Origin of the sequence: Demequina aestuarii (assembly GCF_000975095.1) — a bacterium.
GTDB lineage: Bacteria > Actinomycetota > Actinomycetes > Actinomycetales > Demequinaceae > Demequina > Demequina aestuarii.
Window position 1 is genome coordinate 2,019,409 of sequence record NZ_BBRD01000001.1, and the last position, 23,586, is coordinate 2,042,994.

A 23,586-nucleotide genomic window follows, 5' to 3' on the forward strand; every position below is an offset into this window, starting at 1 on the left:
CTCCCCCGGCCTCCACCGCGACAGGGCCGATGCGCTTCCCCCGGTCGGGGAAGCGCATCGGCCCTCGTGGCAGGTCGGTCAGGCGCGCGGTGTCGCTCGGCGCATGAAGAGGTATCCGATGACGCCGCACAGCACCGTGACCGGCGCCGTCCAGCCGGCGAGCGCGGCCGGCGACGTGGACGTGAGGAAGCTCCAAAGGTCCGCCCACGAGTTCGTGGTCGTCACCACCCACAGACCGCCGACGACGACCACGGCCACGCCCAGGAAGAAGGAGTAGAGGCCGTACGTCTTCCAGCGCACCCACACGGAGGCGACGGCGGCTCCCAGGAAGAAGGCGAGCAGCAGCGCCGCAAGGTACACCAGGCCCACCGTGCCCAGCGGCTGGTCGACCAGTCCCCATGGCGCGAAGAACGCGGCGCGTAGGCCCCATCCGTCCGTCGCTCGCTCGACCCCGGCAATCACCGTCAGGCCGGCGGAGTACACCAGCGACAGCAGCACGAAGTAGGACGCGGAGCCGATGAAGAAGTCATGTCGGGTCACGGAGAAGCCCAGGGCGAAGCGAAACGCCTGGTTCATCGCCTGGACAGCGGTGATCATCATGAAGACCACGATCCACGAGATGCCGCCGTTGTACTGGAAGGCGTCCGCCTCGAGGTTCTCCACCCCTCCGGCGGCGCTGACCACCATGGACCAGATCGCGACGTTGATCCCGAAGATCGCGAGCGTGATGACCCACGGGAACACGAGGGTGGGTACGGGGTTGGCGACATGCATGCGGACCACGCTCCAGGCACGGCCCGCGGCGCCGTCGGCTCGCGAAGGGGAGATGTCGGTGGCGCTCATGCGTTCTGCTCCTCACGGTCGGCACGGCCGGTGCGACTGACCACCAGGCCCTGCAATGACACCGGGCTCGCCTCGAGCCCCGCCGATGCGGCGGCGCGGCGGTCGTCGTCGCTCAGCCCCGCGACGGTGACCGAGGCGATTCCGCCCAGGTTGGTGCGGTCGAGCACCTCGCGACCCACCGCGAACGCCTCGACGTCAGGCGCTCGGCCCACGAGCGTGGTCGCTGTCGCCCGCAGTTCATCCGCGTCCGCGTCGATCACGATCCTGCCGTCGTCGATGACCAGCACGCGCTGGAGCAGGTTGGCCGCCTCGTCGATGAGGTGCGTGGAGAGGACGACGGTGCGCGGGTGCGAGGTGTAGTCCTCGAGCAGCAGATCGTAGAAGCGCTGCCGCGCCACCGCGTCGAGTCCGGCATAGGGCTCGTCCAGGAACGTCAGCTCGGCACGCGAGGCGAGCCCGACGATCACCCCGATGGCGCTGCGCTGGCCACGCGACATCTTCTTCATCGGGCGGTCCAGCGGCGCGTCGAAGATGCGGACGAGACGCTCCGCGAATGCCGCATCCCAACGGTCGAAGAACCACGGCGCGGCACGCAGCACGTGCTTGCCCTTGAACGCGTCCGGGTACACCTGGGACTCCTTGATGAAGCACACCCGGCGCAGCGCGGGTGCGTTCTCGACCGGGGTCTCCCCAAAGATGCGCACGTGCCCCGAGGTCGCGAACTCCTGACCAGTGAGCAGCTGCATCATGGTGGTCTTGCCGGCGCCATTGCGGCCCAGCAGCCCATGGATTCCGCCCCCCTCGAGCGAGAACGTCGCGTCGTCGACGGCGCGCACCTTCCCGAACCTCTTGCTCACACCCTCCACCTCAACGATGGCTGTCATCGCCCCATCTCCTTTCCGATCATGTCCTGCAGGTCCTTCACACTCATTCCCAGCCCCTTCGCTCGCTCCGCCACGGGGCGCACGTGCAGCTCCGCGAACTCCGCCCGCCGGTCCGCGAGGAGGCGTGCACGCGCCCCCTCCGCCACGAACATCCCGATGCCACGGCGCTTGTACAGAATCCCGGCATCCACCAGCAGGTTGACGCCCTTGAGCGCCGTGGCCGGGTTGATGCGGTGGAACTGCGCCAGCTCGTTGATCGATGGCACCTGCGACTCCTCCGGCATCGAGCCGTCGAGGATCTGGCCCTCGAGGCCGTCCGCGATCTGCAGGAAGATCGGCCGTCCGTCATCCACCGTTGTCGCCCTCCGCTCGTCGCCATGTTCGTTGGTTAGTTACTTCACCAACTAACCAACCATGCATCGCCGGATTCGTCAACTCCGCCCGCGCATCGTCCCCTTCGCCTGGGCCGTCGCACCCGGGTCGTAGAGTGGTCGCCATGGCTGACTCCCCCCTCGTCTGGATCGACTGCGAGATGACCGGGCTCGACACGACGGCCGATGCGCTCGTCGAGGTCGCCTGCCTGGTCACCGACGCTGAACTCAATGTGCTCGGCGATGGCGTTCAGGTGGTGATCAAGCCCTCCGACGAGTCGCTCGCGCAGATGAACGACTTCGTGCGCACCATGCACGTCGAGTCGGGACTCCTCCCCGAACTCGCCGGCGGCACCACCATGGCCGAGGCGCAGCGCATGGTGCTCGAGTACGTGCGAGCGCACGTGCCCGCCAAGGGCAAGGCACCGCTCGCCGGCAACACCGTCGGCATGGATCGCCAGTTCCTGGAGCGCGACATGCCCGAACTGATGGCCCACCTTCACTACCGGGTGGTGGACGTCAGCTCCATCAAGGAGCTGGTGCGCCGCTGGTACCCGCGTGTGTTCTTCAACTCTCCGCCCAAGACGGGCGGACACCGGGCGCTCGGGGACATCCAGGACTCGATCCGCGAACTGCGGTACTACCGCGAGACCGTGCTGGTCCCGATGCCGGGCCCCGACTCCGATGCCGCGAAGGCCGCTGCCGCACGAGTGGCACCCCAGGAGTAGCCCACGCGTCGACTGACGGCACTGCGTCGACTCAGGGCGCTGCGTCGACCGGGAGCACTGTGGCAAGGTATGATCTTCGCTGGCTCACTTTGGTGGGCCGATGGTGGCTATAGCTCAGGTGGTAGAGCACCTCGTTGTGGTCGAGGGGGTCGCGGGTTCAAGTCCCGTTAGCCACCCGTCAGCCAGAAGGGCCGTCCCGCGAGGGGCGGCCCTTCTGCATTTGCCGGGCGGGCCCGCCTCACCCACCGCGACGGGCTATCGTTGAGCGGTCACCTACCCGCGCCGCATCGGCGCGCGGATCGGAGGAATGGATGCTCGCAGCGCTCACCGGCGCAGGCCTGTCTGCGGCCGCTGGTCTCAACGCATTCATCCCGCTCGTGCTGGTGGGGGTCTTCGCCCGCTTCACCGAGTTCATCCAGCTCCCCTCGCACCTCGAGTGGCTGCAGTCCTGGCCGGCGATCATCATCTCGTTGGCGCTGCTGGTCGCGGAGCTGATCCTCGACAAGATCCCTGGTGTCGACCACGTCAACGACCTCATCCAGACCGCCGTGCGTCCCGTGGTCGGCGGCGTGATCTTCGCCGCCACCGCCGCCTCGACCGTGGTCGACCAGTCGAACTTCTGGCAGGACAACCCGCTGATCGCAGGACTGGTCGGCGCGGTGATCGCGCTCGCCACCCACGTCGCGAAGGCGGCGTCCCGCCCCGCCGTGAACGCCACCACCGGCGGCACCGGCGCACCGCTGGCCTCGTTCGCCGAGGACGCCATCGCCGTCGGACTCGTGCTGGTGGCGATCTTTGTGCCCGTGCTGGTGGTCTTCGTCTTCATCGTCATGGGCATCGCCGTGTACCGCATCGTCACCACGGGCCGGAGACGGCGCCGTCACCGGGAGATGCGTCAGGCAGAGGAGCGCTTGGAGCGCGAGTCTCATGAGGCCGAGGGCGGCATGGTCGCCTGGTGGCGGTCCAAGTGGCGCGAGCCGCGACGGCTGTCGCGCTCGGCCCGCCACGCGTGGATCGAGGGCAAGGACGCCAGCGCCTCGACGCCGCACACTCCCCCGACGTCACAGAGCCCGCGCACGCCGCAGTCCCCGTAGACCGGGCCCGCGCCTGCGCGCGGTCTCGCCCCCGCATCGGCCCGATGCGGGGCCTGGGCTAGTCGGCGATCGCGCCGAAGTCTGCGAGGAAGTCCTCGACGAAGTCGTTGGCCGGGCTCGTGATGACCTCGTCAGGGGTGCCGATCTGCTCGATCGCTCCTCCCTCGGAGAACACCGCGATGCGGTCCGCGAGGATCACGGCCTCGCGAATGTCGTGGGTCACCATCATCACCGTGAGGCCCAGCTGCCGCTGCAGGTCTCGGAACTCCTGCTGCAGGCTGCGGCGCCGCTGCGGGTCGACCGCGCCGAACGGCTCGTCCATCAGCAGCACGGGCGGCTCGATCGCGAGAGCGCGTGCCACGCCCACCCGCTGACGCTCTCCACCCGACAGTTCGTGGGGATACCGGGCGCCGTACGTCGAGTGCGGGAGGCCCACCAGGTCCAGCAGCTCCTCGACGCGACGCTGCTTGCGGTCCTTGTCCCAGCGCAGCAGGCTCGGCACCGTGGCGACGTTCTGCGCGACCGTCCGGTGAGGGAACAGCCCCACGTGCTGGATCATGTAGCCGATCGATCGCCGCAGCTGCACCGCGTCCTGACTCATGATGTCCGCGCCGTCGACGGTGATGGTGCCCGACGTGGGCTCGACCAGACGGTTGACCATGCGGAGCGTGGTCGACTTGCCGCAGCCAGACGGCCCCACGAGGCACATGATCTCCCCTGGCGCGACGTCGAGGCTCAGGTCCTCGACCGCGACCGTGCCGTCGGGGTACTCCTTACGGACGTGATCGAAGGTGATGCCAGCGTGATCCATCCCGTCACGCTACCGTGCGCGGCCGTCGCCAGCGGGGCGCGCGCCACGCGGGTGCGCGCCTTCGGCGTATTCGCCGGTGCGGTGCTCGCCACGACCGTGTGCGCCCTGTAGCGTCAGTGGAATGGACGCGCCCGACAATCCGTGGCTCTCCCTGGATTACCTCGAGCGCAACTGGGGCGAGGTGTCGGAGCAGCTCGTCATCCACACCACGCTGACCCTTCAGGCGCTCGCCATCGCGTTCGCCATCGCGTTCCCGCTCGCGGTGATCGCCCGCCGCGCTCCACGCCTGTCCTCCCCCATCATGGGCGTGAGCGGCGTGCTCTACACGATCCCGTCGTTCGCACTGTTCGGCCTGCTCGCGCCGTTCACCGGGATCGGCCGCACCACCGTGCTGATCGGATTGGTCGCATACGCGCTGCTGGTGCTGGTGCGCAACATCGTGGTGGGCCTGCAGGGCGTGGATCGGGACGTGACGGACGCGGCGCGCGGCATGGGCTACACGCCCATGCGTCTGCTCCTGCAGGTGGAGCTGCCCAACGCACTGCCGTCGATCATCGCGGGACTGCGCATCGCCGCCGTCAGCACGGTCGCTCTGGTGACCGTCGGCGTGGTCGTGGGCTACGGCGGCCTGGGCCAGCTCATGTTCCGCGGGCTCCAGTCCGACTACCGCGCGCAGATCATGACGGCGACGCTGCTGTGCCTCGCGCTCGCGCTGGTGCTCGACCTGCTGCTCGCTCTCGCCGGACGGCTCGCGATGCCCTGGGCACGACGGAGGACGGCCGCATGAGCACCCTCAGCGAGGCCTGGACCTATCTCACCACCGCCGAGAACTGGACCGGCGCCAACGGCATCACCACTCCGACGTTCGACGGCGGCTGGAGGTTCGCGCAGGACTCGATCATCGCGCTCACCCTCGAACACCTCTGGATGAGCTTCGCGGCCGTCGCTCTGGCCGTCGTGGTCGCTCTTCCCCTGGGCGTGTTCCTCGGTCACGTCCGCAAGGGCGGCGCCGTCACCGTCGTGACCTCCAACGTCAGCCGCGCCGTCCCCACGCTCGCGCTGCTCACGCTCTTCGCCGCATCGGCCATCGGCTTCGGCAACAACGCCGTGATCCTCGCGGCCGCGATCTTCGCCTTCCCCCCGATCCTGTCCAACGCGTTCACCGGCATGGCAGACGTGGACCCCGACATCCGGGAGGCGGCGCTGGGCCAGGGCATGACCCGATTCCAAGTGGCGACCCGGGTCGAGCTCCCGCTCGCCGTGCCGCTGATCGCCGCCGGGCTGCGCACCGCGGCCGTGCAGACCGTCGCGACCGTCCCGCTCGCGGCCCTCGTCGCCGGCGGTGGCATGGGCGTGATCATCAACACCGGCCTCGCCACGCAGCGCTACGGACAGGTGCTCGCCGGGGCGGTGCTGGTCGCTGCGGTGGCGCTTCTGACCGATGCAGTCATGTCACGCATCCAGCACGCCGCCACCGCCACACCACTGCGCGAGGCCGCTGCGGCGAGGGCCTGACCCGAGCATCGGCCGCAGCGATCCTGGCACCAATGCCCCAGTGCGCTTAGCCTGGTAGAGACGTGCTGCCGGGAACAACCCGGGCGTCGCGTTGGTTGCTGACCCTGATTGACACCTAAACGAGGAGCTCTCATGCGCACCCGCAACGCCACCTTGGCGGCCCTGGCCGTCGCGTCCCTGACTCTCGCCGGTTGCAGTTCCGGCGGCAGTGACGACCCCACCCCTGACGATTCCGCCGCCCCCACCACGGGCACCTCCGAACCCGCCACCGCCCAGGAGTGTCTCCCGGTCCCCGGCGAACAGCTCGTGGTGCTCGAGGACGACATGATGCTGCAGAACTCTGACAACATCATCCCCGCGCTCAACGCCGACGTCGCGACCGACGATGTGCTGGCGGCGCTGGACGCCGTGTCCGCCGCGCTCGACACCGAGGGCCTGATCGAGCTCAACAAGGCCGTCGACATCGACCGCCAGACCTCCGAAGAGGTCGCCGAGGCCTGGGTCGACGAGGCCGGCATCTCCGTCGAGGAGACCGGCGACGGCTCCAGCATCACGGTCGGCGCGGCCAACTTCACCGAGAACATCACGCTCGCCGAGATCTACGCCGAGATCCTCGACGACGCCGGCTACGAGACCGAGGTGCGCGAGATCGGCAATCGCGAGACGTACCTCCCCGCGCTCACCAGCGGCGAGATCGACATCGTCCCCGAGTACGCCGCCACCTTTGCGGAGTTCCTCGACGGCGACATCGACAACGTGGTCGCCTCCGGGGACATCGCTGAGACGGTCGCGGCTCTCGAGCCCCTCGCGGAGGAGCAGGGCCTGGTCGTCGGCGCAGCCGCCGATGCGCAGGACCAGAACGCCTTCGCCGTGACGCAGGGATTCGTCGACGCGTACGGCGTCACCACGCTGTCCGAGCTCGCCGAGTCGTGCGGGCCGATCGTGCTGGGTGGGCCTCCCGAGTGCCCCGAGCGCCCGTTCTGCCAGCCGGGCCTCGAGAGCACGTATGGCCTTGAGGTGGCGGAGTTCCGCGCCCTCGACGCCGGCGGCCCGCTGAGCAAGACCGCGATCACCACCGGTGAGGTGGCCGTGGGACTGGTGTTCTCGTCGGACGGCGCACTCGCGGCCAGCTGACACATCGCTGAACGATAGAAGGCCCGGCCCCTGAGGGGACCGGGCCTTCTGTGCGTGGTGGTGTCTTCGCGGTTGGGATCTACCTGGGCGGATACGGGGGCTCCGAGGGTTCTCTTCCATGGAACCTCGAGTTCCTCTCCATGGCCCCGGGCTGATGCCGCAGGGTCCATGCGAGCCTCCGTTCAGCAGCGCTGCCCAGCGTCGACGTTCAAGGGCGCGGAGTTGCCACCTGCTCAACGCCGTGACACGCGAAAAGCACCGTGGCAGACTCACGAATGGATCGCACGTTTGAGAGCCCTGGGGGAAAACATGGCCATTGAGATTACGCACGTGGGCTTCGGACAGGTCGGCCGCACTGAGAGCGCCATCATCCGCTACCGGTGGAAGAGCCTCGAGGACAACGCCACCGGCGACAACGACAAGCCCAGCATGGTCAAGTGGGTTGACGAGCGAGGCGTGGCCTACGTGGGCTCAGGCGCGAACCGCGTCTCGGTGGGAACCGTGCATCCGAGCGGCGCGGAGGCGTACCTGCGCACGTACGCCGATGGAGCGTGGACGAATAACCTCCTGTCCCTCCCAACGTTCTGACAACCGCAGACTCGGTACCAGCCGGGCGGCGAAACAAGCCGCGCACTAGGCCAGACGGCGCTGCCTCGCGTCTCGCCAACCAGCCCCGGTTGCGTGTCAGTGGCGGAGGATACGGTTGCCTGCGAGCGCTACGAGGTGCGTCAGAGGCGCCAAGTATGCAGGCGCTCGTGCGCTGAGGGAGGAGTACCTGACAATGGTGGATGAGATCGACACGGCGAACCCACAAGCGCGGCGGGTACTTGCACTCGACGGCGGCGGGATCAAGGGCGTGTTCATCGCTGCCTTCTTGGCAGAGCTCGAGCGGTGCAGCAAGAGCCGCGTGATCGACCAGTTCGACCTCATTGCAGGCACTTCCACGGGTGGGATCGTCGCGCTCGGCATTGGCTTAGGCATGTCGCCAGCAGAGATCTTGTCAATCTATGAGCGGCACGGGCCGACGATCTTTCCTCGGCGCGGCAAGCTCCGGCAGATCACCCGCGCGAAGTATGACCCCGCACCGCTGAAGTCGGCGCTCGAGGAGGTGTTCGGCGCACGCAAACTCGGGCACAGTCTGACCCGGATGCTGATCCCGTCAATGAGCCTCAACACCGGCGAAGTCCACATCTAAAAGACCTCTCACCTAGAGCGGCTCTTCACCGACTACAACGTAGGTGTCGTTGACGTGGCAATGGCGACGTCGGCGGCACCGACGTTCTTCCCGACATACACGAGCCAGTCTGGGGTGCCACTCATCGACGGGGGGATGTGGGCAAGCAATCCCATGGGTCCGGCGGCGGTGGAAGCTGTCGGAGTGCTCGGCTGGTCGCCGGACACAACTCGCCTGCTGTCGATCGGATGCACTCATTCGCCTTCAACCCTCAAGGACGACACCAAGCGAGGCCACGGGTACGCGTACTGGGCTGGCCGAGTCGCGGACACGTTCATGATGGGTCAGTCCTCAGCATCGCTGGGAACGGCCCAGCATCTCCTCGATCGCCACCATGTCCAACGCGTGTCCCCGACAGTCGATGCGGGGCGCTATTCGCTCGATGATGTACGTGCGATCGACTCGCTCAAGGCGCTCGCGGTCGAACATGCCCACGCTGAGGCACCGCTCATCATCCGCGATTTCCTCACAGGAGAACGCGAACCCTTCACGCCATACAGGGAGGTCGACCAGTGAAACTCATCAAGCAGCACGACGCATTTCTGAAGGACGTCGTGAACCTGCGAGCTGCCCACCTGAGCCAGCTTGAGGACCGCGTTGCAGCGGTCAGCAGGTTCATAGACAGGGTCGACCACCCGATCGGGAAGCACTTCAACGAACTCATCCCCCAAGGCTCATACGCACAGCGGACCATCATCAATCCGGTCGGCGACCGTGACGAGCTCGACGCGGACGTCCTGCTGGACCTGGACGAGGTCGATGGCTGGGTCGCGGCCGACTACGTCACCGAGCTCTACAAGGCGTTCGGGTCTGCCGTGGCCGTCGCTGACGGCTTCTTGGCGCCACCAAAGGGTGCTGTCCCTGCGGGTGTTCGATCGCACCTGAGTCGGTAGGTGCGGTCAACGTGGCCCGCTCGTTCGAGCCGCAAGAATTGGCGCCGACCGTGGCGGAGCGCGCAGCCGGACTCTCCCGCGCTAAACCCGGCGCGAACCTGAACGACGGCGCTGCCGGGTCCTGGGCGGCAAACCAGCCGAGAGGTACGTCGCCCACTACGTCCCACCCACTGGCGCGTAGCTCAAGGCCTCAGCACGAGCGTGAGCGCTCCCGCGGTGACAGTCATCCAAACAGCTGGCTGAAGAAGCGTGGCGAAGATCGCCCCCTTTCGGAAGGAAGCAGACTTGTGCGGTTGCAGCGCGAGCATCGTCGAGTACTCGGTGTGCCAGCGCAAAGGGATGCCGCGCGACCTCAGCGCGTGCTGCATCCGAGCTCGCCTACTGCTCGGGACCTTGAAACTCACCGGAGCCGCGATGCTCTGCGCGATGTAGACGCCCTCAGTCTCGACAACGATCTGCGTCATCGCTCTGTTCACGTGAATGGCGTCGATCGCGTCCGACGGGATCTTCGCTCGGCCAAGGACGGTCTCCAATACCACCGACTCTCTGGTGAGCCAGGCCCCTTGGTTGACGAGACCATTGATCAAGATGCCAGGGAGGATCCACAGGACTGCGGCCCACACCGGCACGCGAGGCGACAACGAGACCGAGAAGAAGATAAAAAGCCCCACGACTGCCATGAGACCGGAAGCGACAAGCGATACATCCGCTGGCCGAATGAGGGCGAGCCTGCGCCTAGCCGGTTTCATCCCCGTCACCCCGCTCCAGACATTCCAGCGAACATTGTGCCTGGCAGATTCGTCGTGCTCGCCACACCCACATACTGGTGACGACCCACTTGGGTCACGGAAGTGCCCCACTGGGTGGCGAACTTGCTGGCCTCATCCACCAACTTCGGCAACATACCTCGATATGTAAGGGAACCCATGGCAACACCTCCGACGCCGAGAGTTAGGGCGGACACCGCTACGTAGCCGGCAGCTCGTTGCGCTGTCCAGTGCCGGTTCGCCATGCCATCGACAGCGGTGCCGGCGACGACAACGGCGGTGGCGACCGCACACGTCCCGAATGACACGACGATGCACACCCCAGCAACAACTACTCTGGCGCCGATCAGCACCTTCTCTCCGTGATCATTCCACCACTTGCCATAGTCGACGCCTTCGCGGCCTAACCCCTCGATTCACCAGAACCTTCAGCAGTCCCCCCACGACCTGCCCCAAGGCTTGGTGACCGTCGACCTCGGCTACAGCCAACTCGACCCAGAGAACTTCGCACTCCCGGTGCGCGCCCTCGGATACGGCCTCAACATCATGTACAAGAAGAACGATCTCGGCATCCAAGCAGACTACGAGGGCGCTCTGCTCGTCGATGGCAGGTGGTACGGCGCGTGCCTCGAGCAGCAGTCCATTGATCCGTCTCCCAACTACGAAACCGGTCTGCTCACTGAGGACCAGTACCGCGCTCAGCTTGCACAGCGCAGCAAGTACCAGATGAGACTCCTCGAGGTCAGCAGCAACGGCGAGGGAGAGAACTACGAGTGCCCCGCCCAAGGAACCGGGTGTGCCATGAACTGCTCTCTCAAGAACCGCGCCAAGCCCTCGCGCACCACGAAGAAGCCGGGCAGCCGCGGCAGGCCTGCCAAGAAGCGGCAGAGCGTCCGCGATGATCAGGTCCCCGAGATCCGGCAGGCCGTGTGCACCAACAAGTCCAAGACCACGATCCCCATCGCTGTCGGCGCCCGTTGGGCCTAGGAGATCCCGTACCGCAGCCCCGAGTGGCACGACGCGTACGGCCCTCGGCGCAACCAGATGGAGGGCTACAACCGGGTGCTGAAGGACGCAACCGCCGCAGCGATCTCCGCGCCCGACCACCGTCGCTACCGAGGCCTAGGCAAGCAGAACCTCGCACTGGTGTTCAAGGCACTCGGCGCCAACATCCAAGCGGTGCTTGCGATCCTGCGGGAGTTCGCGGAGCGCGAGGCGCCGGCACCTAACCCCGGTGGCCGCCCCGCGACCACGACCCTCGCCAACTACCGCCGCGAGCCCTACGACCTGCCGATCCGTATCGCAGGCCGGCCCGCGAAGGACAAGCCGGGCAAGCCCAAGAAGCCCGAACCGCCGGGTAGACCGGCACGAGCCGCTTAGCAGCCCTCCGGCCGCAAGAGAACTTCACAAACAGACGCCGAGGGGGCGGAGCTATGCGCTCCGCCACCTCGGCACACGTGTGTGCGGCGACTTCCAGGCGCAAACCGCCTCCGGAAGCAGTTCGAGTCAGCACCGCCACCCTCCAAGAGTGACCGAACCGCCTCGAGACTGACGTTCCCGACCCAATCGCGAATTCTCGCGAGAGCAATCGAGAAGATGCCGCTGGTACACCCCCCGGGACTCGAACCCGGAACCCACTGATTAAGAGTCAGTTGCTCTGCCAATTGAGCTAGAGGTGCTCGCGTCGCGGGCATGGTGCCGCGCGGTGCGAAAGACAACATTAGCAGGACCGGCCGGAGGATGCGAAATCGCACCCGTAGCGGGAATCACCCACGCCCGCATCGGCGTTAGGTTGGCATCATGACTGAGAACCGACTCGCCGCAGGCGACACCGCGCCCGACTTCACCGCCCCCACGGACCAGGGTTCGTTCACCCTCTCCGAGCACCGTGGCAGCCGCGTCATCCTGTACTTCTACCCCGCCGCGATGACGCCCGGCTGCACCACGCAGGCCTGCGACTTCCGCGACTCGCTCGACGCCCTCAAGGCCGCAGGCTACGAGGTGGTGGGCGTGTCCAAGGACGAGCCCGCGAAGCTGGCCGAGTTCCGCGAGCAGGAGGGACTCACGTTCACGCTCGTGTCCGACCCGGACCGCACTGTGCAGGACGCCTACGGCGCGTGGGGCATGAAGAAGCTGTACGGCAAGGAGGTCGAGGGCTCGATCCGCTCGACCGTGGTGATCGGCCCCGACGGCACCGTGGAGCTCGCGCAGTACAACGTCAAGGCCACCGGCCACGTCGCGAAGCTGCGCCGGGACCTCGGAATCGACTGACGGCGCCCCTGGGCGATCGGGTGTGGGCGCGCTGCCCGCGTATCCTGGTGGCCGCGCGCGAGTGGCGGAATTGGCAGACGCGCTGGATTTAGGTTCCAGTGTCCTCGGACGTGGGGGTTCAAGTCCCCCCTCGCGCACCATGCAGGGACGTCGACCCCACGCACACGAGAGTGGCGTGGGGCGCGGACTGCACGCGCCCACGAGGGACCAGCGGCCCGGCGGACCCCGTCCAGGCGGAGTGCTGACGCTCCGCCTACGCTGAGATCATGGCGCCCCGGAAGGATGACCAGCGATCCCTGCTGGTCGAACAGCAGGAGCGGGTGCGCGCCCGCGTGGCGGAGCTCGAAGCGGAGATGGACGCCCTGACCCGTGCTCGCCGCGGCGAGTTCGACGACGACGAGCACGATCCCGAGGGAGCGACGCTCTCCTCGCAGTGGTCGATGCTGGCGGGGCTGCTCGAGTCCGCCCGTGACGAGTCTCGGCAGGCTGCCGATGCAGTGGAGCGCCTGGACGCAGGCGAGTACGGCATCTGCGTGGACTGTCACCGTCCCATCCCACCCGCGCAGCTCGAGGCACGGCCGCTGCGGGAGCGATGCGTGGCCTGCTCGGCCTGATCGCACGCGCCCGGGAGGAACGCAAAGAGCCCCGGACCCCTCAGGGTCCAGGGCTCTTCAGTACACGTCAGTGCGAGTGCTGCTCTTCCGACTGCTGAGCGGCGACGTCGGCACGGACCTTGTCCATGTCGAGGTCCTCGACGGCCTTGACCAGGTTCTGCAGGTCGGGTCCCGCGAGCGCGCCAGCCTGGTTGTAGACCATGATGCCGTCGCGGAACGCCATCAGCGTGGGGATCGCGGTGATGCCGAACTGAGCACCCAGCGCCTGCTGGTCCTCGGTGTCGACCTTCGCGTGGGTGATCTCGGGCTTGTCATCGGAGGACTGCTCGAAGATCGGCGCGAAGCGCTTGCAGGGTCCGCACCACTCGGCCCAGAAGTCCACCAGGACGATGCCGTCCTTGGTGACAGTCTGCTCGAAGTTCTCGGTGGTCAGTTCCACGGTTGCCATGGGGTTCCTTCCTCTGTCGATTCCCCGTACGCCCCCATAACGCGTCACCGCCGGGGGGTATTCCTGACCAGAATCCCATGCCTCGGCGCGCGTGCGCACCATGCCACCCCGGCGCGGTAGAAAGGACTCATGACTGACATGGCAGAGATGCCCTCCGAACCCTCGGGGTGGCTGTCCGAACGCGAGCTCCAGCACGTCCGCCGGGAGCTGCCGCTGTTGTACATCAATGCCGTGCCGGTGCGCGTCGACGCCACCGGCGAGGTGACGGAGGTGGGCCTGCTGCTGCGTGCCGACGACGACGCGATCTCGCGCGCCCTCGTCGCAGGCAGGGTGCTGTTCCACGAGACCGTTCGCGACGCGCTCCTGCGCAACCTCGAGAAGGACCTGGGGTCCGTCGCGATGCCGCGCATTCCTGTCTCGCCGACCCCGTTCGCGGTGGCCGAGTACTTCCCCACCGAGGGGTACGGCGCGTTTCACGACTCCCGCCAGCACGCGGTCGCGCTGGCGTTCGTGGTGGCTGTCGACGGTTCGTGCGAGCCCAGCCAGAACGCGCTCGACATCGTGTGGCTGAGCCCGGAAGAGGCCGCCAGCGACGACGTCGCGCGCGACATGACTGGTGGTCAGCACAGCCTGCTCAGGCGGGCGCTGGCCCACTGCGGCGTCCTGCGCTAGAGACACCGCCCCTGCCGAGGCGGCCGATGCACGTGCCGGTCGCGCGTCAGTGCTGAGGCTCGGCCACGACGGCGGCCACGTGCGGCGCCATGGATCGGAAGGCTCCGCCCCGGTGCGAGAGCTCGTTCTTGCGCTCCGGCGACAGTTCCGCGTTGGTGACCCGCTGGCCGTCTGCCACGAACACGGGGTCGTAGCCGAACCCGCCCTCGCCGCGAGGCTCTCGTGCCACGGTGCCCTGCATGCGGCCCACCTCGACGAACTCGCGCCCGTCGGGGGTCACGAACGCCGCGGCGCAGATGAACGACGCGCCCCTGTGCTCGTCGGGCACGTCCGCGATCTGGTCGAGCAGCAGCGTCAGGTTCGCGGCGTCGTCGCCGTGAGACCCCGCCCAGCGTGCGGAGAATACGCCGGGCGCCCCGCCCAAGACGTCGACGCTGATACCCGAATCGTCCGCGAGCGCCGGCAGTCCCGTCGATGCCGCCAGGGCGCGCGCCTTGATCAGCGCGTTGGCCTCGAAGGTGACGCCGTCCTCGACGGGCGACGGCGCGTCGAGGTCGAGCGCCGAGGCGACGTCCTCGCGATGCACATGCGGCAGCAGCGGCGCGAGGATCGCCCAGATCTCGTCCACCTTGTGGGCGTTGCGTGTGGCGATCGCGAGGACGGCCATCTCAGCTCACCGCGCCATCAAGACTCAGCGCCTGTGCCTGCAGGCGAGCGAGGTCGGCGTTGCCGGCGGTCGCGAGCGCGAGCAGCTCGTCCAGTTCGGTCTTGCTGAAGGTCTTGCCCTCAGCGGTGCCCTGCACCTCCACGAAGCCGCCGTCGCCGGTCATCACCACGTTCATGTCCGTCTCCGCACGCACGTCCTCCTCGTAGGGGAGGTCGAGCATCGGGGTGCCGTCGATGATGCCTACCGAGATCGCGGAGACGGAGCCCGAAAGCGGCTGCGCGCCTGACTTGATGGCGCCGTTGGCGCGTCCCCAGGCGATCGCATCGGCCAGCGCGACGTACGCGCCGGTGATCGCCGCGGTGCGGGTGCCGCCGTCTGCCTGCAGCACGTCGCAGTCGAGCACGATGGTGTTCTCGCCCAACCCCTTGACGTCGATCACGGCGCGCAGTGAGCGACCGATGAGCCGGCTGATCTCGTGGGTGCGGCCGCCGATCTTGCCGCGCACCGATTCGCGGTCGTTGCGGGTGTTGGTCGAGCGCGGAAGCATCGCGTACTCGGCGGTGACCCAGCCCTCGCCCGAGCCCTTCTTCCATCGCGGCACGCCCGGGGTGAACGACGCGGCGCAGAGCACGCGCGTGCCGCCGAACGTCACGAGGCACGAGCCCTCGGCGGAGTCGAGCCACGAGCGCTCGAAGGTCACGGGGCGGAGCTGGTCAGGAGTGCGCCCATCGGCGCGGGTGAGGGAGGTCATGCCCCGAGCCTAACGGCGTCGCGAGCCCCGCTCAGAAGCCGTGCACGTGGCCGGGCTTCGCGAGGCACGCGAGCGGCGCATGCCGTCGTACTGCCGAAAGCGTGGGGTGCGGATCCATCCACGACGCGATGTGCGTGACGATCAGCGCCTCGACGCCGGCCTCGGCCGCCATGCGCCCCAACTGGTCTCCGTTCATGTGGACGCCCTCGGGGTTGACCTCCCGGTGCGCCCATCCGGCCTCGCCCAGGATGAGCGACGCGCGCGTCGCGAGCGCGTCCACCTCGTCGCACCGGTCCGTGTCGCCGGTGAACATGAGCCGCGAGTCGCCCACCGTCACGAGGTAGGCCAAGGCCGGCACGGGGTGGCGAGCGCGAGCGGCTTCGATGACGAAGGGGCCGATGCGTGCCTCGTCGCCGTGCGCGAGCGGGCGGTAGTCGTACACATCCATGTCGGAGCCGTCGGGGTCGCCGGCGACCTCCTCCACGCGCCGGTCGAGCCCCGGAGGGCCCCACAGGGGGATGAGCGGCAGGCTCTCGTCGCGGGCGGGGCCGTACCGGCGCAGCACGGACAGCGCACCCAGGTCCGCGCAGTGATCGGGATGGCCGTGGGAGATGAGCACCCCGTCCACGCGCGCGGGATCGCAATACCGCTGCAGCGGGCCGATGGCCCCCGAGCCGAGATCCATGACCAGGCGCCACCGGCGCCCCTCGTCGTCCTCCGCTTCCAGCAGATAGCACGACGCGGGTGAGTCGGGGCCGGCCGTGGACCCCGCGCACCCCACGATGGTGAGTCGCATGCTCATAGGCTCTCCACGCTCGTGACGACCGGACCGAGGAACCGCTGTGCGAGCGCCTCGAACCGCTCCCGCTCCCCGGTGGCGGAGAACCGATGCGTGGCCGCCGCGTCGCGGCTGCGCTCGAGGCCCGATGCGGTGAGCGCCCGGTAGACGTCGATGGCGGTCTCGGTCGCGGAGTCGACCAGCGTGACGTCGGGACCCATCACGTAGCTGATCGCGCCCTGCAGCATGGGGTAGTGGGTGCAGCCGAGGATGAGGGTGTCCACGTCCGCGTCCTGGAGCGGGGCGAGGTACTCGCGGGCGATGTCGATGACCTCGGGACCGGACGTGATGCCGCCCTCGACCAGCTCCACGAAGCGCGGGCACGCCTGAGAGTGCACGGAGATGTCCGGGGCCGCCGCGAGCGCGTCGTCGTACGCCCCGGACGTGATGGTGGCGGTGGTGCCGATCACGCCGATGCGCCCGGACTTGGTGAGCGATGCCGCGCGCCGCACTGCGGGGACGATCACCTCGACCACCGGGACGCCGCGCTCGCGCGAGAACCGCTCGCGGGCGTCACGGAGCACGGCGGCCGATGCGGTGTTGCACGCGATGACCAGCATCTTCACGCCGTCCTCGACCAGGGCGTCCATGATCGACAGCGCATGCTTGCGGACATCCGAGATCGGCAGCGGTCCGTAGGGGCCGTACTTGGTGTCCCCCACGTAGTGGATGGACTCGTGGGGCAGCTGATCCATGATCGCGCGGGCGACCGTGAGACCTCCCACTCCCGAGTCGAACACCCCGATGGGCGCGTCACTCACCGGCGTCCTCCTCCATCGCGAACTGCACCAACGACTCCTGCAGCCACGTCAGCGCCTGATACAGCATGCCGAGCCAGACCCGCTCGGGGTCCACCTCCAGGTCATCGTCGGCGTCGGTCGCGAGCGCGTGCGTCGCCAGGTCGATCTCCGCATGAAGGCGCTCGGCATCCTCGTCGCTCGCCAGCCTCAGTCGAGAGGCGAGCACCAGGCGCACGTCCGTCAGTGCGGCCGCCGTGGACATCGCGTCGGCGGGCGCGACGGCCCAGTCGGGGCCGTCCTCGCTCAGTTGCGACCACATGGTGCGCAGTCGCGCGACCTTGAGGTCGCGCAGATCGTGCTCGGTGAGGCGACGGAACTCGTCCGCGACGTCGCGGTCGTCCTTCGAGGCCGACGGCAGCAGACGCAGCACCGCAGGGTCGTCCGGCTCCGTCAGGGACTCCTCGAGACCGCGCAGGTGGCGGAAGATCTCGTCCGCCTCATCGGTTCCCGCGTCACGGTCGATCGGCGAGTCCATGCCGAACTGCTCGCCCCCGAGCAGCAGCCCCACGTCGGCCACGATGCGCGCGACCACCATGCGCTCCTCATCGTCCAGCTCTGCGACGGCGGCACCGTCACGAGCGGTGAAGCCCTTCACTCGCCACTCCGCTGCAGGGTCGCCCACAGTCCGTAGCCATGCATGGCCTGCACGTCGACCTCCATCTTCTCGCGGCCGCCGGAGCTGACCACGGAGCGGCCCTTCTCGTGCACTTCGCGCATGCGTGCCTCAGCATCGTGACGCGAGAACCCGAAGTACGTCTGGAACACGTGGGTGACATAGCTCATGAGGTTGACAGGGTCATTCCACACGATGGTGACCCAGGCGTCGTCCGCGCGGGTCGCGACAGCGCCGTCGCGCTCGATCTCCTCCTGCGTGGACACGTCTCCAGCCTAGGGCCGATGCGCGCGCGGGGTGGGGAGGCCGGGCGTCACGGGGGCGTGGTGCGCCTGCGGGTCAGTCGTCCCCGTCGTCGCTGCCGAACCTGCCGTCGATGATCTCCTTGCAGGCCGGGCACACCGGGAACTTGTTCGGGTCGCGGCCGGGGATCCACACCTTGCCGCACAGCGCGATCACGGGGTCGCCCGAGAGCGCGGACTCCATGATCTTCTCCTTGCGCACGTAGTGCGCGAAGCGCTCGGCATCTCCCGGCTCCGCCAGCTCGCGGGTGCTGACGCGCTCGATGGTCGCGGTGCCGCCCTGAGGGGAGCCGGGGTCCGACTGGGGGTCGAGGGTCTCGCTCATGCCGCCCATCCTACGACCACCGCGCGGGCACGCACAGGCCCGCGCGCGGCAGGATCGACGGTCAGGAGACGGCGGCCAGCAGGCGCCCGGCACGGCGGTCGTACAGCGCCCCTGCGGCGCGCACCCCAGCCAGCGCCCCCGCCACGCCCAGGCCCGTCCCGGCGACGAGCGCGAGCCAACCCCAGCGCGCATCGGCCGTCAGGGAGAGCACGAAGGCGACGGTCACGATCGGGAGCGCCGCGGCCATCGCGGCCCCCGAGACGAGCTGCGCGACCAGGCTTGCGCCGACGGCGCCCACCTCGGCGCCGAACGGGTTCTGTCCCGGCGCCGGCGCGCGGTAAGGCAGCAGCACGGAGGTCACGGCCGAGATGCCCAGCGTGAGGCCGAGCGCCCCCGTGCACGCCCCGATCAGGCCGGGCGCGGCGTCCCACTGCCCCGTCCATGCGAGAAGACCGAGCGCGGCGAGGGCCACGAGCGGCACCGCCCACACCAGCACCGCCTGGGTGCGACCCGTCATCACCGCCCGGCCGACGCGTCCGGCCACGATGTCCAGGTGCAGCGCCGTCGAGTCGTAGGCGACGTCGTTGTGACGTCCCCATCCGATCGAGGCGGCGAGCATCACGGGCGCCGCGAATCCCCATCGCTGGTCCAGACCCAGCACGGGCATCGCCAGCGCGAAGAACACGAGCGGCAACGCGATGACGCCGATGGCGCCCACGAGGTAGCGGGGGTCCGTACGCCAATAGATGAGGGAACGAGAGCGCACGGCCGCCGCGATGCCGTCGCCCGTGGCTCGCTGACGGGCATCGAGGACCGCGTCCCCCCGACGGCGCGTGCCCGCCCCCCGGAACGTCGGGTGCACGAGCGTGTACTCGACGTTCGCACGCCAGGCGCCGTGGACGACCGCCACCGTGGCCGCCAGCAAGGCGAGTCGCCACACGGCGCCGAGCACATCGCCCTGGGCGAGCGCTCCAGGGGCGGCCATGCCTGCACCGACGGGCGTGCGGCCCAGCCACTCGAGAATCACGGGTATCTCGTAGGCGAGCGCGGAGTCGACGCCGTCGCGGAACGTGAGCCACACCGCTGGCCCCAGCCCCGCGGCCACCACCACGAGTCCCGCGAACGCACCCCACCGAGAGCGGCGCGACGACAGCAGCCGGCCCGACCACGCCACCGCCACGCGAGCGGTGACGACCATCAGCGCGACCGTCAGCAGCCCGCCCACGCTCGCCACCGTCACCGCCTCCCCACCCGCGTACCGCCACGATCCGGCCAGGATGAGAAAGACCGCGACGAAGAACAGCGTGGGCAACGTCAGCGCGGCGGCGATCGTGAGGCCCGGCATCAGGCGCCGTGCCTGCACCCCCAGGCTGGCGAATCGGCCCGGATCGAGGGCGTCCTCGAGCCCGGTCACGAGCAGCGGCACCACGAGCCAGCCGGCGACGCACACCGTGGCGAAGCCGACCAGCAGCGTCGCACGCACATCAGAGGCCTCGGTCGACAGGTAGCGCTGCACCCAGAACGTCGCGGGGATCAGCGACAGGGACCACACCACACCGCCAAGCAGCAGCAGCGCCCGCCACCATTCCCGTCGCAGCTGATGGCGCAGCACGCGGGCCTTGAGCCCTAGGACTGCCGCAACCACGTCAAATCCCGCGCATCGGTCTGCCCGCCGACGAGCCCCACGAACCGCTCCTCGAGGTCCACTCCCCCGCGCACGTCGTCGACCGTGCCCGCAGCGAGGATGCGACCTCCACCCACCACCGCGACGTGATCGCACAGACGCTCGACCAGGGCCATCACATGGGACGACAGCACCACGGTGCCGCCCGTCTCCACGAATGCGCGCAGGATGCGCCGGATGGCGCCCGCGCTGACGGGGTCGACGGCCTCGAACGGCTCATCGAGCACCAGCACGCGGGGTGCATGGACCAGCGCGCACGCCAGCCCGATCTTCTTGGTCATGCCCGCGGAGAAGTCGGTCACGAGGGTCGAGCCCGCAGACCCCAGGTCAAGCGCCGCCAGCAGATCGTCGCGACGCTCCCGCACCACGTCCTTGGGCATGCCCCTCAGGAGGCCCGCGTAACTGATCAGCTCGGCTCCCGTGAGCCGGTCGAACGTATGCAGGCCGTCCGGCAGGACGCCGATCATGGGCTTCGCCTCATCGGGACGCGACCACAGGTCGATGCCGTGCACGGACACCGCTCCGGCATCGGGCTCGAGCAGGCCCGTGGCCATCGAGAGCGTGGTGGTCTTGCCCGCGCCGTTGGGGCCTACCACGCCGTAGAAGGTGTGAGTGGGGATGTCGAGGTCGATGCCGTCCACCGCAAGGGTCGCCCCGAAGCGCTTGGTCAGGCCGCGCAGCGACAGGGCCGTCGCCCGGGCATCGGTGCCCGTCATGCGGGGTTGAGCACGAGGTAGGCGGTGTAGCCGAGCCACAGGGCCACGAACGCCGCGCCCTCGAACCGGTTGATGCGCCCGTTGCGCCGCAGTCGGAAGCCGAACACGAGCAGCAGCACGGTCATGAGCATCACCATGGGGATGTCGCGGTACAGCAGGTCGGTTCCCACCGCGGCCGGCGCGATCAGACCCGCGACGCCCACCACGCCGAGCGTGTTGAAGAGGTTGGAGCCGATGATGTTTCCCAGGGCGAGGTCGTTCTCGCCCTTGCGGGCAGCCGCCAGCGAGGACGCCAGCTCCGGTGCAGAGGTGCCGATCGCCACCACCGTCAGGCCGATCACGAGGTCCGACCAGCCGAGTTCCTGCGCGATCTTGGTCGCGCCCCACACCAGTAGGCGGGAGGACAGGACCAGCAGCACGAGCCCCACCACTAGCCAGATCCACGCGGCCTTGCGAGACAGCCCGCGTTCATCGGTCTCCTGGTCCACGTCGTGGGCGTAGTCGCCGTCGGTCTCCTGCTTCGACTGCATCACCGACCAGGTGAGCAGGACGATGAGCAGCAGCACCAGCACCGCGGCGTCGCCGCGCGAGAGCTCGCCGTCGCTCAGCAGCAGCCACGCGACCAGGGTCACCACGATCAGCAGGGGCATCTCTTTGCGCAGGATGCCGCGCTTGACGATGATCGGAAGCACGATCGCGGTCACGCCGAGGATCAGGCCGATGTTCGCGATATTGGACCCGAAGGCGTTGCCGAGCGCAATCTCAGGCGTGCCCTGGGCGGCCGCGAATGACGACACCACGATCTCGGGAGCGGACGTGCCGAAGCCGATCACGATCATGCCGATCAGCAGGGGCGCCATCCCCAGGAACCGCGCGACCGTCGCCGCGCCCATCACGAACTTCTCGGCACTCCACGCGAGGATCGCGAGTCCGACAAGAGTGGCGATGACGGGGACGACCATGGGCTTGAGAGTACCTGCGCTCACACATTCCCTCGTGTGAGATCCCCCGCGCGGGGGTGTGACAGTCAACCTACGGTCGCGTAGGGTGAGGACATCAACGATGAGCTCCCGCTCGTCGCCGGCCCCCACACCGGACCGACGACTCCCATCTGGAGAGGCATGACGCAATCGCCGCGCAGCGCGCCCACCAATTTTCCTAGCAACCCGATCACCCACCGGTTCGCCGAGATCGCCGCAACGGTGCGCGATACCGGCCTCCTGAGGCGGGCCTACGGCTTCTACGCCATCTTCGGCGCGTGCCTGGCCGTCGCGCTCGGCGGGGTCATCACCGGCTTCATCCTGCTGGGCAACTCCTGGTTTCAGCTACTGATCGCCGCCGCTCTGGGCCTCGTCCTCACGCAGGTCGCGTTCCTCGGCCACGAAGCGTCGCATCGCGCCGTGTTCGTCTCCGGTCCCGCCAACGACCGCCTGGGACGCATCCTCAGCACGATCATCGTCGGCATCAGCCACCAGTGGTGGATGTCCAAGCACTCGCGTCACCACGCCAACCCGAACAAGCGCGGCTCCGACCCTGACATCGAGCAGGACACCATCACGTTCGTGGAGGAGGACGCGGCGAAGACCACGGGCGTCATCCGCTGGATCAACCAGCGCCAGGGATGGCTGTTCTTCCCGCTGCTCGCGTTCGAGGGCCTGAACCTGCACTACCGGTCCGTGGCCTCGCTGATCACGCAGGGCTCGCGCCGTCAGCGGTGGATGGAGCTGCCGATGATCGCTCTCCACTTCGGCCTCTACCTGGTTCCCCTGTTCCTGATGCTGCCGCTCGGCATGGCCTTCGCGTTCATCGGCGTGCAGATGGCCGTCTTCGGCGTCTACATGGGAGCCTCGTTCGCCCCCAACCACAAGGGCATGATGATCGTCCCCGACGACGTCAAGATGGACTTCTTCTCCAAGCAGGTGCTCACCAGCCGCAACATCCGCGGCGGCTGGGGCATGAACATCTTCATGGGCGGGCTCAACTACCAGATCGAGCACCACCTCTTCCCCAACATGTCGCGCCCGAACCTCGCCGCGACCCGCACCATCGTGCGTGAGTACTGCGAGCAGCACGACGTCCCCTACACGGAGACCTCCCTGCTCGAGTCGTACGGCATCGTCATCGCGTACCTCAACCGCGTAGGGCTGGCCGCTCGCGACCCGTTCGACTGCCCCGAGCGCACCGCGATGGGCCGCTAGACCCTTCTCGGTCTGCACGACCTCACCGCAGCGCCCCTTCGTCACCGCCGTGTGAGGAGTGCGGTCGATGCGACTGCCCCGGACACGCCAGTGGGGCCGATGCGCGGAGGAGGATTCGCGCAGAGCGCCGTAGGCGGGCCCCGGCAAGGGCGTCCGTGGTCTCCACGACTCTCACCCTGGTGGCCTCGTCGACCAGCTCGACGACGCTCGCCGCAGGCTCGCTCACGGTCACCTCGACGGTGGCCTCGACCGTCACGCCGCCAGCCTGGGTCGAGGCGAGCGTGACCGTCTGCGACCCCACCTGCGAGGATGCGAACCAGGTGGCCGCGAGCCCCACCAGCCAGCGCCTGCAGCGGGGGGTGGCACAACGCGCTGGCCGAGTTGAGGCTCGAATCGTCGCGAGACGCCGATGG

General features: G+C 68.5%; 32 protein-coding genes and 3 tRNA genes. 17 read left to right on the forward strand and 18 right to left on the reverse strand.

Translation table 11 applies throughout. The features are described from left to right. Positions 1 to 78 precede the first annotated feature (78 nt). The 3 genes from AOP72_RS09420 to AOP72_RS09430 are packed head-to-tail and all read right to left on the reverse strand — an operon-like array spanning position 79 to position 2,080. On the reverse strand, positions 79 to 843 hold the full coding sequence (locus AOP72_RS09420; protein ID WP_062135479.1) for a hypothetical protein: 765 nt from the start codon (positions 841 to 843) through the stop codon (positions 79 to 81). Then, positions 840 to 1,727 carry an ABC transporter ATP-binding protein gene (locus tag AOP72_RS09425; RefSeq protein ID WP_062135482.1) on the reverse strand — a complete coding sequence of 296 codons (888 nt, stop codon included), beginning with the start codon at positions 1,725 to 1,727 and terminating at the stop codon, positions 840 to 842. The genes AOP72_RS09420 and AOP72_RS09425 overlap by 4 nt, the downstream gene beginning before the upstream one ends. Then, on the reverse strand, positions 1,724 to 2,080 hold the full coding sequence (locus tag AOP72_RS09430) for a GntR family transcriptional regulator (RefSeq protein ID WP_062135485.1): 357 nt from the start codon (positions 2,078 to 2,080) through the stop codon (positions 1,724 to 1,726). The genes AOP72_RS09425 and AOP72_RS09430 overlap by 4 nt, the downstream gene beginning before the upstream one ends. Positions 2,081 to 2,223: 143 nt before the next feature. Here AOP72_RS09430 and orn point away from each other — a divergent pair, with 143 nt between their 5' ends. From orn to AOP72_RS09445, 3 genes are all read left to right on the forward strand, one after another. After that, positions 2,224 to 2,826 carry an oligoribonuclease gene (gene orn, locus AOP72_RS09435; RefSeq protein WP_062135489.1) on the forward strand — a complete coding sequence of 201 codons (603 nt, stop codon included), beginning with the start codon at positions 2,224 to 2,226 and terminating at the stop codon, positions 2,824 to 2,826. Between the two features lie 103 nt (positions 2,827 to 2,929). Further along, positions 2,930 to 3,002: transfer RNA gene (locus tag AOP72_RS09440), tRNA-His, on the forward strand. A gap of 135 nt (positions 3,003 to 3,137) precedes the next feature. Then, the gene (locus AOP72_RS09445; protein ID WP_084631667.1) at positions 3,138 to 3,920 is read left to right on the forward strand and encodes a DUF4126 domain-containing protein; all 783 of its coding nucleotides are present in this window, start codon (positions 3,138 to 3,140) and stop codon (positions 3,918 to 3,920) included. Positions 3,921 to 3,978: 58 nt separating this feature from the next. Here AOP72_RS09445 and AOP72_RS09450 read toward each other — a convergent pair whose 3' ends face one another. Next, positions 3,979 to 4,731 (reverse strand): ABC transporter ATP-binding protein, encoded by a 753-nt coding sequence (locus AOP72_RS09450; protein ID WP_084631669.1) that lies wholly within the window; start codon positions 4,729 to 4,731, stop codon positions 3,979 to 3,981. A 121-nt stretch (positions 4,732 to 4,852) separates the two neighbouring features. Here AOP72_RS09450 and AOP72_RS09455 point away from each other — a divergent pair, with 121 nt between their 5' ends. The 7 genes from AOP72_RS09455 to AOP72_RS09485 all read left to right on the forward strand — a co-directional run bounded on the left by AOP72_RS09455 (position 4,853) and on the right by AOP72_RS09485 (position 9,507). Beyond that, positions 4,853 to 5,518 carry an ABC transporter permease gene (locus tag AOP72_RS09455; protein WP_062135492.1) on the forward strand — a complete coding sequence of 222 codons (666 nt, stop codon included), beginning with the start codon at positions 4,853 to 4,855 and terminating at the stop codon, positions 5,516 to 5,518. After that, positions 5,515 to 6,246, forward strand: a complete 732-nt coding sequence (locus tag AOP72_RS09460; protein ID WP_062135494.1) for an ABC transporter permease — start codon at positions 5,515 to 5,517, stop codon at positions 6,244 to 6,246. The genes AOP72_RS09455 and AOP72_RS09460 overlap by 4 nt, the downstream gene beginning before the upstream one ends. 132 nt (positions 6,247 to 6,378) lie before the next feature. Continuing rightward, entirely contained in the window at positions 6,379 to 7,380 is a 1,002-nt protein-coding gene (locus AOP72_RS09465; RefSeq protein ID WP_062135497.1) for a glycine betaine ABC transporter substrate-binding protein, read from the forward strand. A 309-nt stretch (positions 7,381 to 7,689) separates the two neighbouring features. Further along, on the forward strand, positions 7,690 to 7,968 hold the full coding sequence (locus AOP72_RS09470; RefSeq protein WP_062135500.1) for a DUF3892 domain-containing protein: 279 nt from the start codon (positions 7,690 to 7,692) through the stop codon (positions 7,966 to 7,968). 193 nt (positions 7,969 to 8,161) lie between these two features. Then, on the forward strand, positions 8,162 to 8,575 hold the full coding sequence (locus AOP72_RS09475; protein WP_062135503.1) for a patatin-like phospholipase family protein: 414 nt from the start codon (positions 8,162 to 8,164) through the stop codon (positions 8,573 to 8,575). 54 nt (positions 8,576 to 8,629) lie between these two features. Next, positions 8,630 to 9,130: a patatin-like phospholipase domain-containing protein gene (locus AOP72_RS09480; protein WP_152650332.1), complete on the forward strand. Its 501-nt coding sequence runs from the start codon at positions 8,630 to 8,632 to the stop codon at positions 9,128 to 9,130. Then, complete coding sequence (locus tag AOP72_RS09485) at positions 9,127 to 9,507, forward strand: SMODS domain-containing nucleotidyltransferase (RefSeq protein WP_062135510.1); 381 nt, start codon at positions 9,127 to 9,129, stop codon at positions 9,505 to 9,507. Before AOP72_RS09480 ends, AOP72_RS09485 begins: the two co-directional genes overlap by 4 nt. A 182-nt stretch (positions 9,508 to 9,689) precedes the next feature. Here the strand turns inward: AOP72_RS09485 and AOP72_RS09490 are convergent, their stop codons facing one another. After that, a complete protein-coding gene (locus tag AOP72_RS09490; RefSeq protein WP_193746402.1) occupies positions 9,690 to 10,178 on the reverse strand; it encodes a hypothetical protein in 489 nt (162 codons plus the stop codon). 558 nt (positions 10,179 to 10,736) lie between these two features. Here AOP72_RS09490 and AOP72_RS09495 point away from each other — a divergent pair. Next, a complete protein-coding gene (locus AOP72_RS09495) occupies positions 10,737 to 11,261 on the forward strand; it encodes a hypothetical protein (RefSeq protein WP_062135516.1) in 525 nt (174 codons plus the stop codon). 57 nt (positions 11,262 to 11,318) lie between these two features. Then, positions 11,319 to 11,654 (forward strand): hypothetical protein, encoded by a 336-nt coding sequence (locus tag AOP72_RS09500; protein ID WP_062135521.1) that lies wholly within the window; start codon positions 11,319 to 11,321, stop codon positions 11,652 to 11,654. Positions 11,655 to 11,877: 223 nt separating this feature from the next. Here the strand turns inward: AOP72_RS09500 and AOP72_RS09505 are convergent. Then, positions 11,878 to 11,953: transfer RNA gene (locus AOP72_RS09505), tRNA-Lys, on the reverse strand. A 121-nt stretch (positions 11,954 to 12,074) separates the two neighbouring features. Here AOP72_RS09505 and bcp point away from each other — a divergent pair. The 3 genes from bcp (at position 12,075) to AOP72_RS09520 (ending at position 13,159) form a co-directional block, all read left to right on the forward strand. Further along, entirely contained in the window at positions 12,075 to 12,545 is a 471-nt protein-coding gene (bcp, locus tag AOP72_RS09510; RefSeq protein ID WP_062135524.1) for a thioredoxin-dependent thiol peroxidase, read from the forward strand. 55 nt (positions 12,546 to 12,600) lie between these two features. Further along, positions 12,601 to 12,685: transfer RNA gene (locus AOP72_RS09515), tRNA-Leu, on the forward strand. Between the two features lie 126 nt (positions 12,686 to 12,811). Continuing rightward, positions 12,812 to 13,159: a TraR/DksA family transcriptional regulator gene (locus tag AOP72_RS09520; RefSeq protein WP_062135527.1), complete on the forward strand. Its 348-nt coding sequence runs from the start codon at positions 12,812 to 12,814 to the stop codon at positions 13,157 to 13,159. Between the two features lie 67 nt (positions 13,160 to 13,226). Here the strand turns inward: AOP72_RS09520 and trxA are convergent, their stop codons facing one another. Continuing rightward, on the reverse strand, positions 13,227 to 13,607 hold the full coding sequence (gene trxA, locus AOP72_RS09525; protein ID WP_062135530.1) for a thioredoxin: 381 nt from the start codon (positions 13,605 to 13,607) through the stop codon (positions 13,227 to 13,229). Positions 13,608 to 13,736: 129 nt separating this feature from the next. Here trxA and AOP72_RS09530 point away from each other — a divergent pair, with 129 nt between their 5' ends. Next, positions 13,737 to 14,279 (forward strand): DUF4916 domain-containing protein, encoded by a 543-nt coding sequence (locus tag AOP72_RS09530; protein ID WP_152650335.1) that lies wholly within the window; start codon positions 13,737 to 13,739, stop codon positions 14,277 to 14,279. 46 nt (positions 14,280 to 14,325) lie between these two features. Here AOP72_RS09530 and rdgB read toward each other — a convergent pair whose 3' ends face one another. The 10 genes from rdgB to AOP72_RS09580 form a co-directional block, all read right to left on the reverse strand. Continuing rightward, on the reverse strand, positions 14,326 to 14,946 hold the full coding sequence (gene rdgB, locus AOP72_RS09535; RefSeq protein ID WP_062135535.1) for an RdgB/HAM1 family non-canonical purine NTP pyrophosphatase: 621 nt from the start codon (positions 14,944 to 14,946) through the stop codon (positions 14,326 to 14,328). Position 14,947: 1 nt separating this feature from the next. Beyond that, positions 14,948 to 15,697, reverse strand: coding sequence for a ribonuclease PH (rph, locus tag AOP72_RS09540; protein WP_062135538.1), 750 nt, complete (start codon positions 15,695 to 15,697; stop codon positions 14,948 to 14,950). Between the two features lie 31 nt (positions 15,698 to 15,728). Next, positions 15,729 to 16,499: an MBL fold metallo-hydrolase gene (locus tag AOP72_RS09545; protein WP_084631670.1), complete on the reverse strand. Its 771-nt coding sequence runs from the start codon at positions 16,497 to 16,499 to the stop codon at positions 15,729 to 15,731. Beyond that, positions 16,496 to 17,296 (reverse strand): glutamate racemase, encoded by an 801-nt coding sequence (gene murI / locus AOP72_RS09550; protein WP_062135540.1) that lies wholly within the window; start codon positions 17,294 to 17,296, stop codon positions 16,496 to 16,498. Before murI ends, AOP72_RS09545 begins: the two co-directional genes overlap by 4 nt. After that, positions 17,289 to 17,957 carry a DUF2017 family protein gene (locus AOP72_RS09555; RefSeq protein WP_062135543.1) on the reverse strand — a complete coding sequence of 223 codons (669 nt, stop codon included), beginning with the start codon at positions 17,955 to 17,957 and terminating at the stop codon, positions 17,289 to 17,291. Before AOP72_RS09555 ends, murI begins: the two co-directional genes overlap by 8 nt. Beyond that, on the reverse strand, positions 17,927 to 18,214 hold the full coding sequence (clpS, locus tag AOP72_RS09560; RefSeq protein WP_062135546.1) for an ATP-dependent Clp protease adapter ClpS: 288 nt from the start codon (positions 18,212 to 18,214) through the stop codon (positions 17,927 to 17,929). Before clpS ends, AOP72_RS09555 begins: the two co-directional genes overlap by 31 nt. Positions 18,215 to 18,287: 73 nt before the next feature. Then, on the reverse strand, positions 18,288 to 18,575 hold the full coding sequence (locus AOP72_RS09565) for a DUF3039 domain-containing protein (protein WP_062137129.1): 288 nt from the start codon (positions 18,573 to 18,575) through the stop codon (positions 18,288 to 18,290). Between the two features lie 61 nt (positions 18,576 to 18,636). Beyond that, on the reverse strand, positions 18,637 to 20,220 hold the full coding sequence (locus AOP72_RS09570; protein WP_152650337.1) for a hypothetical protein: 1,584 nt from the start codon (positions 20,218 to 20,220) through the stop codon (positions 18,637 to 18,639). Beyond that, positions 20,202 to 20,975 carry an ABC transporter ATP-binding protein gene (locus AOP72_RS09575; protein ID WP_062135553.1) on the reverse strand — a complete coding sequence of 258 codons (774 nt, stop codon included), beginning with the start codon at positions 20,973 to 20,975 and terminating at the stop codon, positions 20,202 to 20,204. The genes AOP72_RS09570 and AOP72_RS09575 overlap by 19 nt, the downstream gene beginning before the upstream one ends. Continuing rightward, on the reverse strand, positions 20,972 to 21,937 hold the full coding sequence (locus AOP72_RS09580) for a calcium/sodium antiporter (RefSeq protein WP_062135556.1): 966 nt from the start codon (positions 21,935 to 21,937) through the stop codon (positions 20,972 to 20,974). The genes AOP72_RS09575 and AOP72_RS09580 overlap by 4 nt, the downstream gene beginning before the upstream one ends. Before the next feature lie 159 nt (positions 21,938 to 22,096). Between AOP72_RS09580 and AOP72_RS09585 the strand changes: the two genes are divergently transcribed. Beyond that, the gene (locus AOP72_RS09585; protein WP_062135558.1) at positions 22,097 to 23,173 is read left to right on the forward strand and encodes a fatty acid desaturase family protein; all 1,077 of its coding nucleotides are present in this window, start codon (positions 22,097 to 22,099) and stop codon (positions 23,171 to 23,173) included. Between the two features lie 22 nt (positions 23,174 to 23,195). Here AOP72_RS09585 and AOP72_RS09590 read toward each other — a convergent pair whose 3' ends face one another. After that, entirely contained in the window at positions 23,196 to 23,510 is a 315-nt protein-coding gene (locus AOP72_RS09590) for a hypothetical protein (protein WP_062135561.1), read from the reverse strand. Positions 23,511 to 23,586: the final 76 nt, after the last annotated feature.